Origin of the sequence: Caldivirga sp. (assembly GCF_023256255.1) — an archaeon.
Lineage (GTDB): Archaea > Thermoproteota > Thermoprotei > Thermoproteales > Thermocladiaceae > Caldivirga.
In genome coordinates this window covers 1-16,110 of the sequence record NZ_JAGDXD010000015.1, presented here as the reverse complement: position 1 = coordinate 16,110, position 16,110 = coordinate 1, and the positions used below count along the sequence as shown (strand labels likewise).

15 protein-coding genes, 1 tRNA gene and 1 pseudogene are annotated in these 16,110 nt (G+C 40.7%); 6 read left to right on the top strand and 11 right to left on the bottom strand.

Translation table 11 applies throughout. The features are described from left to right. Positions 1 to 56: 56 nt before the first annotated feature. The 5 genes from Q0C29_RS02450 to Q0C29_RS02430 form a co-directional block, all read right to left on the bottom strand. Complete coding sequence (locus Q0C29_RS02450; protein ID WP_291999075.1) at positions 57 to 1,739, bottom strand: thermopsin family protease; 1,683 nt, start codon at positions 1,737 to 1,739, stop codon at positions 57 to 59. 32 nt (positions 1,740 to 1,771) lie between these two features. Beyond that, positions 1,772 to 2,572 (bottom strand): hypothetical protein, encoded by an 801-nt coding sequence (locus Q0C29_RS02445; RefSeq protein WP_291999074.1) that lies wholly within the window; start codon positions 2,570 to 2,572, stop codon positions 1,772 to 1,774. Then, positions 2,569 to 2,808, bottom strand: coding sequence for a hypothetical protein (locus tag Q0C29_RS02440; RefSeq protein ID WP_291999073.1), 240 nt, complete (start codon positions 2,806 to 2,808; stop codon positions 2,569 to 2,571). Before Q0C29_RS02440 ends, Q0C29_RS02445 begins: the two co-directional genes overlap by 4 nt. Before the next feature lie 63 nt (positions 2,809 to 2,871). Then, positions 2,872 to 4,581, bottom strand: coding sequence for a tetraether lipid synthase Tes (gene tes, locus Q0C29_RS02435; RefSeq protein WP_291999072.1), 1,710 nt, complete (start codon positions 4,579 to 4,581; stop codon positions 2,872 to 2,874). Between the two features lie 61 nt (positions 4,582 to 4,642). Next, positions 4,643 to 6,457 carry a glycoside hydrolase family 15 protein gene (locus tag Q0C29_RS02430; RefSeq protein WP_291999071.1) on the bottom strand — a complete coding sequence of 605 codons (1,815 nt, stop codon included), beginning with the start codon at positions 6,455 to 6,457 and terminating at the stop codon, positions 4,643 to 4,645. A 216-nt stretch (positions 6,458 to 6,673) separates the two neighbouring features. Here Q0C29_RS02430 and Q0C29_RS02425 point away from each other — a divergent pair, with 216 nt between their 5' ends. Beyond that, entirely contained in the window at positions 6,674 to 7,030 is a 357-nt protein-coding gene (locus Q0C29_RS02425) for a hypothetical protein (protein WP_291999070.1), read from the top strand. A gap of 50 nt (positions 7,031 to 7,080) precedes the next feature. On the opposite strand, the gene argF is transcribed toward Q0C29_RS02425, so the two are convergent. The 3 genes from argF to Q0C29_RS02410 form a co-directional block, all read right to left on the bottom strand. Beyond that, the gene (argF, locus tag Q0C29_RS02420; RefSeq protein ID WP_291999069.1) at positions 7,081 to 8,022 is read right to left on the bottom strand and encodes an ornithine carbamoyltransferase; all 942 of its coding nucleotides are present in this window, start codon (positions 8,020 to 8,022) and stop codon (positions 7,081 to 7,083) included. Between the two features lie 46 nt (positions 8,023 to 8,068). After that, positions 8,069 to 9,136 (bottom strand): radical SAM/SPASM domain-containing protein, encoded by a 1,068-nt coding sequence (locus Q0C29_RS02415; protein ID WP_291999068.1) that lies wholly within the window; start codon positions 9,134 to 9,136, stop codon positions 8,069 to 8,071. A gap of 95 nt (positions 9,137 to 9,231) precedes the next feature. Continuing rightward, the gene (locus tag Q0C29_RS02410) at positions 9,232 to 9,588 is read right to left on the bottom strand and encodes a hypothetical protein (protein ID WP_291999067.1); all 357 of its coding nucleotides are present in this window, start codon (positions 9,586 to 9,588) and stop codon (positions 9,232 to 9,234) included. Between the two features lie 47 nt (positions 9,589 to 9,635). Between Q0C29_RS02410 and Q0C29_RS02405 the strand changes: the two genes are divergently transcribed. Together Q0C29_RS02405 and Q0C29_RS02400 are read left to right on the top strand one after the other, a co-directional pair. Next, positions 9,636 to 12,416, top strand: a complete 2,781-nt coding sequence (locus Q0C29_RS02405) for a DEAD/DEAH box helicase (protein ID WP_291999066.1) — start codon at positions 9,636 to 9,638, stop codon at positions 12,414 to 12,416. 187 nt (positions 12,417 to 12,603) lie between these two features. Further along, the gene (locus Q0C29_RS02400) at positions 12,604 to 12,885 is read left to right on the top strand and encodes an ATP cone domain-containing protein (RefSeq protein ID WP_291999065.1); all 282 of its coding nucleotides are present in this window, start codon (positions 12,604 to 12,606) and stop codon (positions 12,883 to 12,885) included. A 32-nt stretch (positions 12,886 to 12,917) separates the two neighbouring features. Here the strand turns inward: Q0C29_RS02400 and rpsJ are convergent, their stop codons facing one another. From rpsJ to Q0C29_RS10820, 3 genes and pseudogenes are all read right to left on the bottom strand, one after another. Further along, on the bottom strand, positions 12,918 to 13,229 hold the full coding sequence (rpsJ, locus tag Q0C29_RS02395) for a 30S ribosomal protein S10 (protein WP_291999064.1): 312 nt from the start codon (positions 13,227 to 13,229) through the stop codon (positions 12,918 to 12,920). Between the two features lie 536 nt (positions 13,230 to 13,765). Then, complete coding sequence (locus Q0C29_RS02390; RefSeq protein ID WP_291999063.1) at positions 13,766 to 14,143, bottom strand: type II toxin-antitoxin system VapC family toxin; 378 nt, start codon at positions 14,141 to 14,143, stop codon at positions 13,766 to 13,768. Next, positions 14,131 to 14,384: pseudogene (locus tag Q0C29_RS10820) on the bottom strand (VapB-type antitoxin). Before Q0C29_RS10820 ends, Q0C29_RS02390 begins: the two are co-directional and overlap by 13 nt. Positions 14,385 to 14,572: 188 nt before the next feature. On the opposite strand from Q0C29_RS10820, the gene Q0C29_RS02385 reads away from it, so the two are divergent. The 3 genes from Q0C29_RS02385 to Q0C29_RS02375 all read left to right on the top strand — a co-directional run bounded on the left by Q0C29_RS02385 (position 14,573) and on the right by Q0C29_RS02375 (position 16,050). Continuing rightward, positions 14,573 to 15,361 (top strand): bifunctional 2-polyprenyl-6-hydroxyphenol methylase/3-demethylubiquinol 3-O-methyltransferase UbiG, encoded by a 789-nt coding sequence (locus Q0C29_RS02385; protein WP_291999062.1) that lies wholly within the window; start codon positions 14,573 to 14,575, stop codon positions 15,359 to 15,361. A gap of 91 nt (positions 15,362 to 15,452) precedes the next feature. Continuing rightward, positions 15,453 to 15,531: transfer RNA gene (locus Q0C29_RS02380), tRNA-Arg, on the top strand. 216 nt (positions 15,532 to 15,747) lie between these two features. Then, complete coding sequence (locus tag Q0C29_RS02375) at positions 15,748 to 16,050, top strand: protein kinase (RefSeq protein ID WP_291999061.1); 303 nt, start codon at positions 15,748 to 15,750, stop codon at positions 16,048 to 16,050. The last annotated feature ends 60 nt before the right edge of the window (positions 16,051 to 16,110 follow it).

Genomic DNA, 16,110 nt, shown 5'->3' with positions numbered 1-16,110 from the left:
ATATCCCATAGGTGTACAGTAATTTAAAATTTAACATAGCATTATAGTTAACATAATTATGACCAATTCGCATCACTTAAAGTAAGCGTAAACAATATCATTGTCACTAATAATGATAATAAAGGTAATACTATGTACATTACCATTAAGGCTCCCATGCTTACCTCATTACTCCACAAAACCTTAATCGTTAATGAACCATTGATGACTAATGTAGCCTCAGGGTACTTAACTAGCGTATTATTATTAAGTAAGTAGCCTCTAAGCATCATTAACCCCATGTACCTTGGCTCCTTAAGCCTAAGTACGTATCCTTTAGGATACCAGTACACTAATGGTGTTTCATTACCCTTTAATCCAATTAAAGTCACTTTAAATAATTGACTATACATAGTACTTACCTCAGTTGGTCCATTAATAATAACGCTTATATTGCTTGATTTAATAACCTGAGTTTCATTAATTATGAACCCAATAGGCTTAATTATTGATGAACCATTAGCAAATAATCCACTTAAGGTTAAGTTAAGTACATATCCATTAGGAACCATCATTGATTCTGAACCATTAATAGTCGTTATGATGACAGGCACATAGTGGTATAATGGTCCAGGGTACTCGTAGGTGTTACTGGTAATCTTAATATTAATACTCTTACCTACTGACGATGATGCATTAGCCACTGCTTCACCTGTCAGTGTACCAATACCCCAAGTGTAAGGTGCTGGGTAGTATGATTCATTAACCTTGTGAAGTAGTGTAAAGGTTGCATTAATGCTTTTAACCACAGCACCTATTCCACACACTGGCCCAGTTATTACTAATTCAGTGTCAATGGGTACTCCGTATTTGACATAGCTTGAACCATTAACTATAATGCTTGGCTTACCTGCATTAATAATCGTAACATTATCAAACCACTTTAATGATCCCTGAATACCATAACCGAAACTTAAGTGTGCTGAATCATCCCCATTAACCATTATGGCTAGCGTTAAGTTAAAGGGTGGTTTTAATTCACCTATATCCTTATTGTATGCGTAGTATTGTTCACCGTTAAAGCTACTAATTGATCCTAAACCCACTAAATTACTTAGGGTAGCATTGGGTAACGTTATGTTCCACACATTATCAATAATTGATGCTGCTGTTCCATTAAATACTACAACGTCCTGAACTATATAGTATCCATAACCAGCCTTAACTATTGAATTTAATTGAATATCAATATACCCATCACTAGCCTTAACTCCGCATCCACTCTTAACATCGACTGCACTAAGACTCCTAATGGAGGCCACGCCCACTACTTCGCTTGTTTCATATGAGTAAGCCAGCAATGGTTCATCATAATACAACGCTACGCCATAGTCAGCAACCCCGATTGGATTATAGGAGTAGAATACCCCACCTGAACTGTTATGCTGAAACATGTAGAATACGTAAACCGTGTAATTATTCTCATTGATAAACGATATACGTGACTCACCCTGCTTAATAAATAGTAAGGCACTGCCGTTACTCTCTTGTTTCACGCCTTGAGCCACTATTGTTAATGATGCATTAGCAATTACGTAAAGTAACCCTGGCCCATTAACGTACGTTACGTATGATGAGTTAGGGTTAATTACTAAACCATACATTGGTGTTCCTGAACCAATAGTCATATTGAATGATACTGGGATCACGTTAATTAACTGGGGCTGCATTAATGCGGCTATCAGCAACATTATAATCATTACTAACCGTGTTAAGTTGAGTTTAAATTACTTTAACGATTAGCAGTAAGCGGCCACACAACATCATTAAAGTATTTGATTATATCCCTTAATGCTGGTGATTCACTCGGCGATAATTTAAGAACCTCAACATCCATGGCTTGCCTAGTGATGTAAAGTAATCTATCGTAGGCGATGGTGTATGGCTTTATACCAATAATCTCCTCAACTACCTTAACCCATTCCTTACCTGTTGTTGGATCCACCGGGTACTTGTAGTCAAACATGTTTAGTACTGGTGGTAGTATGGTTAAGTCACTCTTAATACCCTTAATGAAGCTCACTATTGATGATAGGGACTCGATGGAACTATGGTCAACTGTAGTGACTGGTATAACATGTGTTGATTCACTTATTACAGGCTCGAGGAATTGCCTTGTGAAGCCAACTGAGGGTGTATCAATAACCAGCATTATTGGTTTCAAGTATTCCGTAATAACCCTTACTATGTACCTTAGTTTAAATAGTGGTAAACCCTCCACTATGCTGCCTGGTACTGAGAAGACAAGCCTCATTTCATCATTATTGATCACCCATGATTTAAGGTACAGTGCGTAAAGTGGACTATTTATCTTACCTGTTAAGTAATCTGAGATAGTGTAATTAACCTTGGTTAATGAACCTAGTAGAACCTTAGATGCTGAACCATTGTCAACACCCAAGTCAAGAAGCACGACTGGGTATGGTGAAGAACCCCTAAGCCTATATGCGGCTAGTGTAGCCGTATTAACGGCTATCGTAGTCTTACCGGTACCTCCCTTGGAGCCGCTGACTATAGTGGTAATAATGGTCAATAGTCCTCACCCGGCTTCCTAATACCCCTATTCTTAATATCACTTGGCCCAGGCTCACTTGAAGTCGTATTACCTTCACTACTCTTACCCTTAGGTGAAGCAAAGGCACTTAACACTAATATTATAATGCCTAATCCATAAACTACAGGGCCAATTATTACGTAACCTAGCATTGATGCGGCATACCCAATTACATTAATCACTGCACCAATCATAAGCATTATTTTGGCATCCATAGTTAAGAATATGCATCTGGTATTAAAAAATTACCTTTAATAAACTGAGGCAATTGCTGGATATTAGGCGAAGCCTGTTACGAATTTACCTGGATTCAGCTTTAACCAATCCTTAGCATCCATCTTAAGGTTCCTCTCAATCCTATCCCTATGGAAGTTGTTGAGGGTGCAGAATGGTATTATCCTCCCATCAGGTACTGCATAATGAATGTCGCATCTTTGTACACGTTGAACATCGAAATTCATTGTATCCATGAAGTGCATTATGCCTATTCCAACTACGTTGAACATGAACTTACCTAAGGCATCATAACTCCTCTTAAGTAGGACCTCCTGAAGCAGGTCCTTAACCGCCTTATGCTTAACATATTTAAGTAACTTAAGAACCTTTACGCTTCCAATGGCCTTATGAACCCCACCCTTGCTTACTTCATTATATATCCTCCATATTTCAGCCTCAAACCCATCTACATCAACAAGCCTTGTTATTGGAATTATGTCCTTAGTATCCTCATCATAATATATGAATGTTGAAGCCCCACAGACTGGATTATTGGTGAAGAGTGGCTTAGGCGAATCAGTGAGTACCTCAACTAACTTACCGAGGGCTACTGGCCAATTAACTGGCCTCCAATCCCACCTACTGATCTTACCTCCAGTCTGCTTCTCAGTATTTATTATCACATCAGGTATTGTTATCCTGTATTGCCTAAGCTCCTCTGGTGAATACTCCTTAGCTCTACCCGCGAAGGCCACTGGCTGTATGTTAATCCACCTAACCACATCCCTATTCCGCACAGCGAAGTCAATTATCTTACCCATGTCATTTTCATTATAATTCCTAGCCATCGTCACAACCAACACTATTGATCTATGGCCAAGCTTCCTAGCGTTCTCAATAACCCTCTTCTTCAATTCAGCATACGCCCTTGGGTCATAAAGCCTATGCCTCCACACACCCTTATTGCTAGGATCTATTGTATCGAATTGAAGGTATATGGTGGACATTCCTGCATCAAGTAATGCCTTATAGAAGTTAATATCATTAGCTATCCTAATACCATTAGTATTAACCTCAACATGATCGAAACCAAGCTTCTTAGCCATCCTAACTATCTCAGGTAGGTCATTTCTAAGAGTTGGTTCCCCACCACTTAATTGAAGTGCATTAGGAGCCCATGGTCCTTGACTTCTCAGTATCCTCATCATACGTTCTATATCGGCTAATGATGGCTCGTATACGTAACCAGCTACCCCTGCGTTAGCAAAGCACACTGGGCACTTCATATTGCATCTGTTAGTCACGTCAATTATAGCCAATGCAGTATTAGTCTTATGTACTGGGCATAAGCCACAGCCGAAGGGGCAACCTCCAGCCTCCTCGTAGTAGGTTATATCAGTGTTAGGGTTAATTAAACCCTTACCAATGTAATTTGGGTCATCCCACTGAAGGAAGTAGTAGTACATTTCAGCATCCCCCCAGTAAATGTCAAGGAATTGCCCATGCTCTGGACAATTTTTCTTAAGCCAAATCACATTATCATGCTCATACACGACCATTGGTATTTGCTTATTGCAGACTGGGCATACTGAGGTTGATAACTTAATTACTCTAGATGGCTCAGGAAGGTTAAACCTCTTCTTATACATTGTCTGAAGGCTCTGGTCATTAATAATCCTAGTGAACGCCTTAGGAAGCTTGAAACGGCTTAGATTAACAAGGGGCTTGACAGTAAGCTCCTCAGTAGCCTTCTTGGTTACTAGTTCCTGCATTAACTGCATCAAGCCCTGGGTTATTAATAAGCTTTACACACCACTAACACTCTGAGAAGTATCACTTACTATTAATAGGTGGTGGAGTGATTTTATTGAATAAATCATTGTTGATCACCTCGGCTACTATGTACATTGCATGTGACCAGGCTAGAGGCACCGCTGAGATAGGCCTCCCTGAATCCTTATCAACCTGCTCCGGAAGCATACCCGTACTAGTACTGTGAGTTGAAGCCCACTTTATCAATTCATGGGCTTTATCAACGTTACCAGCTAGCTTATGGTATATGGCTAGCCAAAGGGTTGTTATTATCCATGGGTTGCCACCATAGTACTTATCTTCAGGGTTTCTACCTATGCCACCAGCCTTATACTTGAATGATTTCTCAATAGTATCAACATTCATCTTCATCCTATCATCATTAACATTAATCATGTTGAATGGAAAAATTAACCCAAGTGTTGCTGAGTCAGGTATATTAAACTTTGGCTTAATCATCTTAGCGAAGAATCTACCATTCCAGGCTTGATTAAGTGTAGCTGAACGAATAACTGAAGCGTACCTACCCCACTCAACTGCCCTATTCCTATCACCCATTTCACTGGCTAAATAAGAAGCTGCCGATAACGCAGCGTATACTGATGCATTAGTATATGTATGAACACCTAAGTGCTCCTCCCAAGGCCCAACGGTGGGGGTTGTTAACCCATCATCACTCACATTAGCTGCTAAATACTCCGTAGCCTTCCTAATCATTATCCAAGCATTCTTGAGAAGCTGCCTATCTAGGGTTAACTTGAAGTGAACATAAGTGGCAAGCACTACTGAAGCTGTTTCATCTATTTGAAATGACCATGAGGGGGCCTTAAGCCCTGGCTCAGCGTAATACCTCTGGTAGAAGGCTCCATTCTCGCCCTGGGACTTAACAGCCCAATTAATGAACTTAACAGCCTCATCATGGTAACCAAGTACGTCTAGTGCCATTGCCGAGTAAGCAGCATCCCTAGGCCAACAATACCTATAATCTGGCCACACGGTTGGTGCTGCTATGAAGGCTCCTCCTGAGTCTTGAAGCATCTTAATTACGTATGCGGACTGCTTTACCATATCTTCATTAACAACACCACTCAGCCTAATCTTACTAACCCAATTATTCCAGTGATCAGCGACACTATGGCCTAGTACGCAGCAATCCATGGCCTTAACTTTAGCTAACTCCCTTAATGCAGCTTCCTCACTATTATCTAGGACGAAGTACATTGTTAATGTTTCCTCATCCCTAAGCCTCCACATTAACGCGAAGTTGACTCCCCTAAAACCCTCATATATGCTTAGCTTATTCATATTGAGTTCACCATCATAGGCATCAGTGAACGCATCTGAACCTGAACCTAATTGACCAATCTGATACCCATTAGGTATCTTATCCCCTGAGACAACTAGGGTAAGACCCCTCTTATAGTCAACAACTGCACCATACCTCTCATCAAAGTATGCTGCATCAGCGGTGTGGGTTTCCCATAATTGAGGGGAAGTGTAGTATATGAAGTTGAATTCACCCGGTATGCTGAATTCAAACCTCCTGATAAGGACACTTTCACTATGAAGCACGAAGTCAGTAACCTTAACTGAAGCATCCCCACTCCTGAACACGGTCTCCAAAACCCCTGGGGCAGCGTATCTCTGTCTAATATCACCCCAATCCGTCAACCAACTGAAGTAACCTCTCCTATATATTCCAGGTAATGATGAGTGAATGTTCTGTGGAAATGACTTACTTGGGTAAAATAAGTACCTTAACTCGCCTTTACCACCGATAACAGCAAGCATGTTACCGTTACCTATAATGCTTTGCTCATAAACAACCTCAGTCATTAACCAGCTATTAAGCGTAAGCTTATTAAATGTTCTTTAGTTATTTTATTGAACTACACGTTAAATATACGCTGGATTATTGTTGGGCGGCGTCATGGCGGTTCATTGAGCTAAAAGTTTATTAAGCTGCGTGTGTAAAATATTTAGTAGAGGTGGTGAAGTATTGTAATATATGTATCACCAGATGCTAAATCTGCGGAGCAGACTACACCGCAGATGGAGCTTAAGAAGCTTATGCTCAGTGAGCTTATAGATGGAGAAATGATTGTTGGAGCAGCCATAATAGATTCCAATAATATTCCAATAATACATCATTTACCAACAACATTAACATTAAAATCCCTTAGAAACGTCATGAGCCTCCTAGAGGTTGCTCAAAGATCTCGAAAGCTTTCCGATGACCTCCTCGGCTCCTTTAACTACATTCTCATAAAATACTCAAACTTCAAAATCGCCTTCTTCAACATGACTGATAAGGGTTGGTTAATAGTTTTCGTGAATCCTGTTTGGCATGTGGAGAATGCAATGCCGAAGATTAGGCAGTTCATGGTTAAGGCCTATAAATTAATTTAATGTTTTAAATTTAAGTTAGGGCATTTCCTTTAAAATAACCTCATCCTACCTTACCTAATCAAGGCAGCTAATATAGCCTTAGCTGTGTGAAGCCTATTCTCGGCCTGCTGCCACACGACACTCTTAGGCGAGTCAATTACATCATCAGTAACCTCAAGACCCCTATGAGCTGGTAAACAATGCATGAATACGGCTTTCTCCCCTGCAATACTCATTAAACCTTGGTTAACCTGGTATGGTTTAAACAGTTTCATTCTCTCCTCAGTCTCCTTTTCCATACCCATTGATACCCATACGTCAGTGTAAACTGCATCAACACCCTTAACCCCCTCCTCAATGGATTCCGTCACAGTAAGTACTGTACCGGTTCTCTTACTTAAATCCTCAGCATCCTCAACATACCTTCTACTTGGCCAATACCTCTTAGGCGACACTATCCTAATATCCCATCCCAACCTAGCCCCTATTGCAATTAAGCTATGGGCCATGTTATTATCCCCATCACCTACGAAAGCTAATTTAATTCCATTAACCTTACCTTTAACTTCCCATAAAGTTAACGCATCAGCCAATACTTGGGTTGGGTGGCATTCATCACTTAAGGCATTCACAACAGGTACTTGAGAGTACTGGGTAAATTTAATTAATGTTGAGTGGCTGAAGACTCTGGCTGCTATACCATCAACAATCCTTGAAACCACCCTAGCGGTATCCTCAACAGTCTCTCCCCTACCTAATTGAAGCTCCTGGGGATTACTGTAAATAGTCTTCATGCCGAGTTGCCACGCGGCTGTTTCGAAACTAATCCTTGTCCTTGTACTAGGCTTCTCAAATATCATGAGAAGTGTCTTACCATGGTGAACACCAATGTACCTTTCACCCAAGTAATACCTCTCCTTCATGCTTTTAGACAGGTTAAGTAACATTAACACCTCCTGTGGTGTGTAGTCAAGCCAACTGAGTAGACTCCTACCCTTTAATTGATTCAACATGCCTTAATTAAATCCACCCACACTATTAAGTGTTATTCCTTAATGCCTACGGTATGACTTCGGTGGAGTCCAGGATTGGGTCATAGTATAGGTCACTTAATTTAACCACACCCCTATTTACTAGTTCCTTAACCTCAGGCCCAATCTCAAGTATGGTTCTTATGGTCTCCTTAGTGACGTAATCAACAGTCAATACGCCATCTAAACCCCAGTACCTCTCACCCTCCTTAATGGCGTATAGGCATCTACCACCGCAGTATTGCCTATACTCACATGTCTTACACATTTCAGGTAACTGAGACTCAATGCCAATTAAATTAAAGCCCGTGTTAACATTACCTAACACTGCCCAATCCTCATGAACAGCAATTGGGCATGATAAAACCCTACCATCAGTCGAAACAGCAATTGAACTATACCCTGCACCACAGGGTGGTCCCCTGTATGGTTTATGTAGGTATGCTGATAAAACCCCAAGTATGGGTACTATACCGATGACCCTGCCTTCCCTTAGGTTACTTAGAAATAATTCAACAAGCCTCCTCACCCCAGGTAGGTAACTTGACTTAGCCCACGTTAATACATCCCACTTACCATCCCATATAACGTCCAGTTGCCAGTGAACCAAGTTGAAGCCAACATTAAGTAAATGCGTTACATCAATGTATATGTCCGTTAATCGCGTTACCGCCATTCTAGCTATTAACCTATTAACGCCCATTGACTTAAGCCTCATTAAGGCCTTAACAACACGATTATACACGCCGAAGCCCCTGTGAGCGTCAGTAACCTCCCTTCTACCATCTATTGATAGAAGCACGACACTCATCCTTCTCCAGTACTCACTGGGCAGTAATTCAGTTAATGTTCCATTGGTTTGAATCCCCCACCTATTAGCCTTAACGTTATCCATCATCCACATTATGAAGCGTGGATTAAGTAGTGGTTCCCCACCATAGAATATTACAGTGGCGTTATTATCCTTCTCAATCAACTCCTTCAGCTTAACTGGATTATAATTGATCCTCCAGGGCACTACCTTTGGGTTAAAGGAGCCACCGCAGTAGCTGCACCTTAAGTTGCATGCGCCCGTGGTGAATACTAGCCAAAGCATCATCAGTGGAACACATTACTGTATATAAATCTTAATGAGGCTGCATTAAATTAAGTGAAATAATTAGGAGATATCATTCCCATTACTGAAATCAATCATGAATGCCGCTCAATCATACCTAGTAATTCCTTATCCATGTATTGCCTCATCATATTCAAGATAATTAATGATAATTCGTCATCATTAACCTCCCCATTTAATATTACTCTTACACTTATTAATTCCCTTAAACCATCATGTTCATGGCCAATTAATTCAACCACGTGATTACCCATGTTAACCCTACTGTACATTAGGGAGCCAGCCCAACCTAAGTCAATTCTGTTCCCTGATTCGGTGAATTGAGGGGAATATATGTCTAGGGAAATAACATTATCTACAATTCTACCAACCTCAATCCCATTAACAATTATGATCCTACCCCACTCCTCACTCTTAAACTCAATCTTCATATTTGCCTAAACTGAGTAGGTTTTTTAAGGGATATTGGGTTAACCTCATGGTGCTTAATTCATTCGAATTACTGCATCCTAAGGTTAAGGAGGCTGTTAAGGAATTAGGTTATGTGAAGCCCACTAAGGTTCAGGAGTTAGCCATACCCATAGTTTTAACCGGTGAACACACGTTAATATCATCACCCACTGGTACAGGGAAGACTGAGGCAGCGTTACTGCCTGTGCTCTCAATGCTGCTTAACTCAGGGGTGAGGGAGGGAGTAAGGGTCCTCTACATTACGCCAGCTAAGTCACTTAATAGGGACTTGGAGCAGAGAATACGTAAACTGAGTGGGTTACTTGGCTTAACCATAGCTGTGAGGCACGGGGACACAACGAGTAGTGAGAGGAATAGGCAGAGGAGGAGTCCACCTCAAATACTAATAACAACACCTGAAACCCTCCAAATACTATTAGTTTCACCAGTAATGAGGAATTGGCTTAGGGGTGTTGGCTGGGTCATAATAGATGAGGTTCATGAACTCCTCGGCAGTAAGAGGGGGATTCAATTGTCAGTTGGCCTTGAGAGGCTAGTGGAGTTGGCTGGTGAGTTTCAGAGGATTGCACTCTCAGCAACTATAGGTGACTTGGAGTTGGCATCATCATTGGTGGGTGGAGTTGGGAGGAGGGTGAGGATTGTTAATGTTAATGATGTTTCAAGAACCATGGAGTTAACAATACATTATCTAAGGCCTGATGGGGATGTTGAGGAGGCAGCCAGAAGAATTAGTGAAGTAGTTAATAGGTATAAGGGCTCAGTACTCCTCTTCACTAATACTAGGGATATGGCTGAACTCCTGGGTACTGAATTAAAGAAGATTATTAATGGCGTGGAGGTTTACCACGGCTCCTTAAGTAGGGAAAGGAGGGAGGCGGTAGAGGAGGGGCTTAGGAGTGGGGGAATTAAGGTGGTTGTATCAACATCAAGCCTTGAGTTAGGCATAGACATTGGTAGCATTGAAGCCGTAGTACAGTACATGAGTCCTAAGCAGAGTGATAGGTTAATTCAGAGGGTTGGGAGGAGTGGTCATGAGGTTGGTGGGGTTGCTAAGGGGCATGTGTTCACTGTAACACCTGATGACTACATCGAATCCCTGGTATTAGCCAGGAGGGCTATTGAAGGTGAATTGGAGGGTGATTACCCATACCATGCAGGGGCTATGGATGTTCTACTTCATCAACTCGCTGGTATAATACTTGACCATGGGGGATCAGTCACAATTAATGATGCCTACAGGATCATTAAGAGGGCGCATCCCTACTCCTCACTATCGCTAAGTGACTTAATGAAACTCATTGAATTCTCCTCAAGGGAATTAAGACTAATAGGTAGTTACGATGGTGTCTTAAAGAATAGGAGGGGGTTAAGGGTTTATTATCTTCAAAACGTGTCAATGATACCTGATGAGAGGAGATTTAAGGCAATCAACTACATGGATAAGTCAACAATAGGTGAACTTGATGAGGACTTCGCCTTAACCCTAGAGCAGAATAAGGTAATAGTCCTAGCTGGTAGATTATGGAGGGTTATAGCTATTGATAAGGATGAGGGAATCGTTACATTGGATGAATTAAGGAGCGGCGAAGGTGAGTTACCTGAGTGGATTGGTGATGAAATACCAGTCTCCTATGAAGTGGCTCAGGAGGTTTGTAAATTGAGAAGAAGGCTATTATCTAATGGTACCTTAGTTAACATTAATAGAATTAAGTTAATGGATACCAATGAACTCCTTAATGATGTTAAGGAACTGTCAAATGACCTAAGGGGTAAATACCCTGACACTAATGAAGTATTAATAGAGTACTCAAGCAACCTAATAGTTATTCACTCCTGCCTAGGCACTAAGGGTAATGAGGCCCTTGGCCTATACTTAACAGGCTACCTAACGGGTAGGCTTGCCCTCTCAATCTCCTACGTTAGGGATCCCTATAGGGTTATTATGAAAACCCCCAGGCCAATTAACCCTGAGGTCATAAGGAGTGCGCTTCAGGAGGATGTTAAGAATGTTGAGGAGACTTTGAGGAATGTTATTAAGAATAGTAACCTGTATAGGTACAGGTTCATTCATGTAGCCAGAAGAATGGGGGTATTACCTAAGGGTACTATTGACGTTAATGTTGATAGGTTAACTAGGGTTTATAATGGATCACTGCTGGATAATGAGGTTATTAATGAGATTGAAGTGGATAAGCTTGACTTAAACGCGCTCAAACACTTCATTAATGGTGTTAAGGAGGGGGTGATTAAGTTAAACTTTCTGGCTAGGAAACCATCTAAACTAGCGTTAATGGTAATGGGTGGCTTAGGTACTAGGTCAATAACCACTGATGAGGTTCCTAGGAACATAATCGTTGATTCTATTAAGAAGAGGATAATGAATAAGGAGGTGACGCTCCTATGCCTACGATGCGGATGGCACGTGACAGGTAAGGTAAGTAGTGTAATTAGAATGGAGCTTAAATGCCCGAAATGCGGTATGAAGACCTTAACAATACTTAAGCATAGAGATGAGGATGTGGATAAGGCCATTAAGCTAGTAATGAGGGCTAGGAGGGGTCTACAACTTAGCACTGATGAGGAGGAGTACCTTAATGAACTTAGGGAGAGGGCTAGGATAATAATGGATCACGGTTACAGAGGCTTAATAGCGCTCTCAGCCTATGGTGTTGGTACAACCACTGTTAAGAGAATACTGAGCAACATTAGTAATGATGATGAATTATTCCTAAACATTCTTGAGGCTGAAAGAGATTACGTTAGAACAAAGGCATTCTGGGCTAATTAATGAGCGTTACTGAACCAAGTTACTGAACTACCTCCGTTCACAAATTAGCTTAGTAAATACCTTCACTGTAATCCCGGGGACCATGATATTGAATTGATAATACTAAAAGTGAAGCAGCATATCTATTATACTTTATGAATTAATGTAGTAGAAATATTTATATTTGCTTATAGCGTTTATCGGAATTATGGTAAATACAGTGGTTAAAAGGGATGGAACTGAGGAACCCTTCGTAGTGGAGAAGATAGTTGTCAGTATACTTAAGACTGGGGCTCCCTTGGATAAAGCTAGGGAAATTGCTAGACGAATTGAGTGTAGGTTCATTGATAGTGATAAGGTATCGGCTAAGGATTTAACAAAGGCAATATTAACAGAGCTAAGAAAGGCTAATGAGGAATGGTATAGGAATTGGATTGTTTTTGATAGGGCTGTTAAGAGGAGGGCAACTGAGAAGGAGATTGAGACCTAGGTTAATTTGGAGTGCTTAATTTAAATTTAAAATTAACCTATTAACTCAATCTCAACCTTAACATCCTCAGGTATTCTAAGTCTCATTAATTGCCTAAGGGCCCTCTCATCAGCATCCATGTCCACAACCCTCTTATGTATCCTCATTTCCCAATGATCATACGTGTGGTAGCCTTGACCACTTGGAGCCCTCCTCACAGTTACCATAAGTCGCCTAGTGGGTAATGGTATTGGTCCCCTAACCCTAATTCCAAGCTTCTTAGCTATACCGGTAATATCCCTAGCCAACCCATCAACCGAATCAGTGTTAGTCCCCCAAATCCTAATTCTCACAATCCTAGGCACAGGCCACTGATAGGAAACCCCTTTAAAACATTTCTGAACACTAAGATATGACACCTACACCATGAGGCATAGAACCTATTTTTAGTATGCTAGTCATTTAACCACGTTTACGGTCAATTATCCTTCCTCAATTTTCAACTTAGATGCATTATTAAGCTGGAAGTTTATCAATGTTGAACACCTTCAATAGGCATGTATAATCAAATGTAAAGCGGTAAGGGATTAGAGTTCAGCCTTCATTGCGATTAATAGTTGTTTTTCGTGGCTATTAGTCACTTGGCCTCATCACTCCTCCTTCTTCCCCATGCCTAGGTTGGGGAGCCGGACAAGGGGAATGAGGACAAGAGGTTGAATACAAATTCATGAAACCCCACTGAAAGTCCGACTTTTTAACTAACTCTGTTAATCTAGTTATCATTAATTTTACATATGAAGAGAAGATGAGACTGTGATACCGATAAGTGTTATGGCATCTGGAGAAGGAATGGTTTCCTTTAGGATTAAAGGTGACTACGGTAAGGATAAGCCCAGTAATTTTAGTCGTTTTCAGACCCGTAATAACTTGAAACATGGCTTATAAGTGTAACCTGAATTGCATCCACTGTTATATTAACTGCCGAATCATAAATAGTTATTCCGTACTTGAGGGATAGGGAGACTGTATCGTTTAATATCTCATCAAGGGGATAGAAGGTTATTTGAAAATCGGATAGGATCTTACCTACCTCTTGTAATTCCTTTTCTCCCAGATTATAAGTATATTTTAACCCGTTTAATACCTCGAAGGGGAGGATACATGGTGCCGATAAGTCCTCTAAACCCTTAACGTAAGCCTCCTTTAGTAAAAGTGCTTCTTTACTGTAATTCTCGTTAGCGAACCACTTTATCACTACTGAGGCATCTATAACTGCCAATTCTTATCACGCCATTCCCTTATAACTTCCTCAGGCTTCTTTCCCCGTAATTCAGAGAGAATTCGCATGACTTAAGTGAGGCTTCGGCAATTCTCTTATAATCCTTCTCTTTCTTTCTCTTCCTCTTCAATGACCTCTTCAATTTTCCTCCTTATTACCTCACTCCAGTTAATGTAGCTGAGCTCGTCCATCTTTTTCTTCAACTCATCATCTACTCTTATCTTATACTAATTATTGGCATATTTCATTATTCTCGTCGTATATTATAACCTTACGTCCATGTAATAAATGTACTACACACTGAAAGGTCTTATTAAAAGTGATTTATAATGCACGGCTGAGTACGCGTTTCTGAAATCTAAAGGCTTCCTCTAGCCGAAACCCTGTTAATAGGGAATAAATTAATTAAACTTAAACAAGCTTAAACCGGTGGAGTGGGTTAATGACTTTTTCATAAGGAATGCTGAACTTTACGTAAAGGTATTAAGCAGTGAGGCAATGCTAAAGGAGGGCGAGGAAACGGCAGTTAAACTTGCCGATTACTTAAGTAGGAGGGGGTTAAGGAACTGCAGGATACTGGATGTTGGAAGTGGGATAGGTAGGGTGGCTATACCTTTAGCTAAGTTAGGCTTCAAAGTAATAGGCCTAGACATATCGCTGGATTTCATTAATGAGGCCATTAAGAGGGCCGCCAGGGAGGGGATTAATGATAACGTGGTTTTCCTACTGGGAGACGCTAGGGAGTTAAGCAGTGTTGTTAAGAATTACGCTCCATTTAATGTTACCTTATTTATGTTCACAACAGTAATAGGCTACTATGATTATGAAACAGATATCTCAATACTTAAACAAGTACATGATGTTTCAGAACCAGGTTCATTACTAATAATAGATACTGTTGATAAGGAGTACTACATTAATAATGCAGGAAAAAGCATTATTAATGAAATTGGGAATCACTTAATCATACAAAGGTTTAAGCTAAATCAGGCATTGAGTAGTGTTAAGGTTGACTGGAGTTATTACATTAGAGATAAGGATGAGTACACCTTAAGACTCATAACCAATACCCAACTATTACTAAGAATATATTCACTGAGTGAATTAAGAGAGTTAGCCTTAAGAGCGGGATGGAGCCTCATCGAGACGTACTCGGACATTGGTGAGAAACCATATAAACCTGGGGGCAGGCTTTTCGCGGTGTTTACCTACACTTAAGTGTAAAGCCGCAGTTAATCATGGTGAGCGCTTAAAAGCCACTTATGAAGGAAAATATTCATAAACCCCTGCACAGATGATTAGATTCAGTGGGCCCGTAGCTCAGCATGGATTAGAGCGGCGGCCTCCTAAGCCGTAGGTCGTGGGTTCAAATCCCACCGGGCCCGCCAGATTAAGGTCTTGGGATTGAATGTTTCTTTCAACTTGTTACATTTCGACGTGGCTATAGTTACGTTAGGCGTATATACCCCTGCGTTGTTGTGGTTTCGTGGTTGACTGCAGCCTACTGGACCTAGCCAAGATTACTAAGGAACAGAGGCTTAAGATTTCTTGCCTGTGGTGGTTTTTCTTGCGCTTATGTTATTGATTATAATGGCTCTAGGCTTGTGTTTAAGGTTCCCATTAATCTCAGGGATTATGTTGAACGCGGCATTAAGCCTACTGCCGTCAGGGGTCTTAATGCCTTTAAGAATGAACTCAACATCTTATTGAACTTAAATCATAAAAATATTATTAGTTTAATTGGTTATGGTATTGATCCCCCAGTTCTCGTCTATGAGTATGGTGAATTAACATTAAGGGATTTAATGAACAGAGGCATTAGTGAAGCTGAATGTATTAAACTAGCGTCAAGTATTGCTGAGGCTTTAAGATTCATACATAGTAGGGTATTGTTCACGGTGACTTGAAGCCTGAGAACATACTGTTCACAAGGGACTCAATACCGAAGGTTTCAGACTTCAACACGG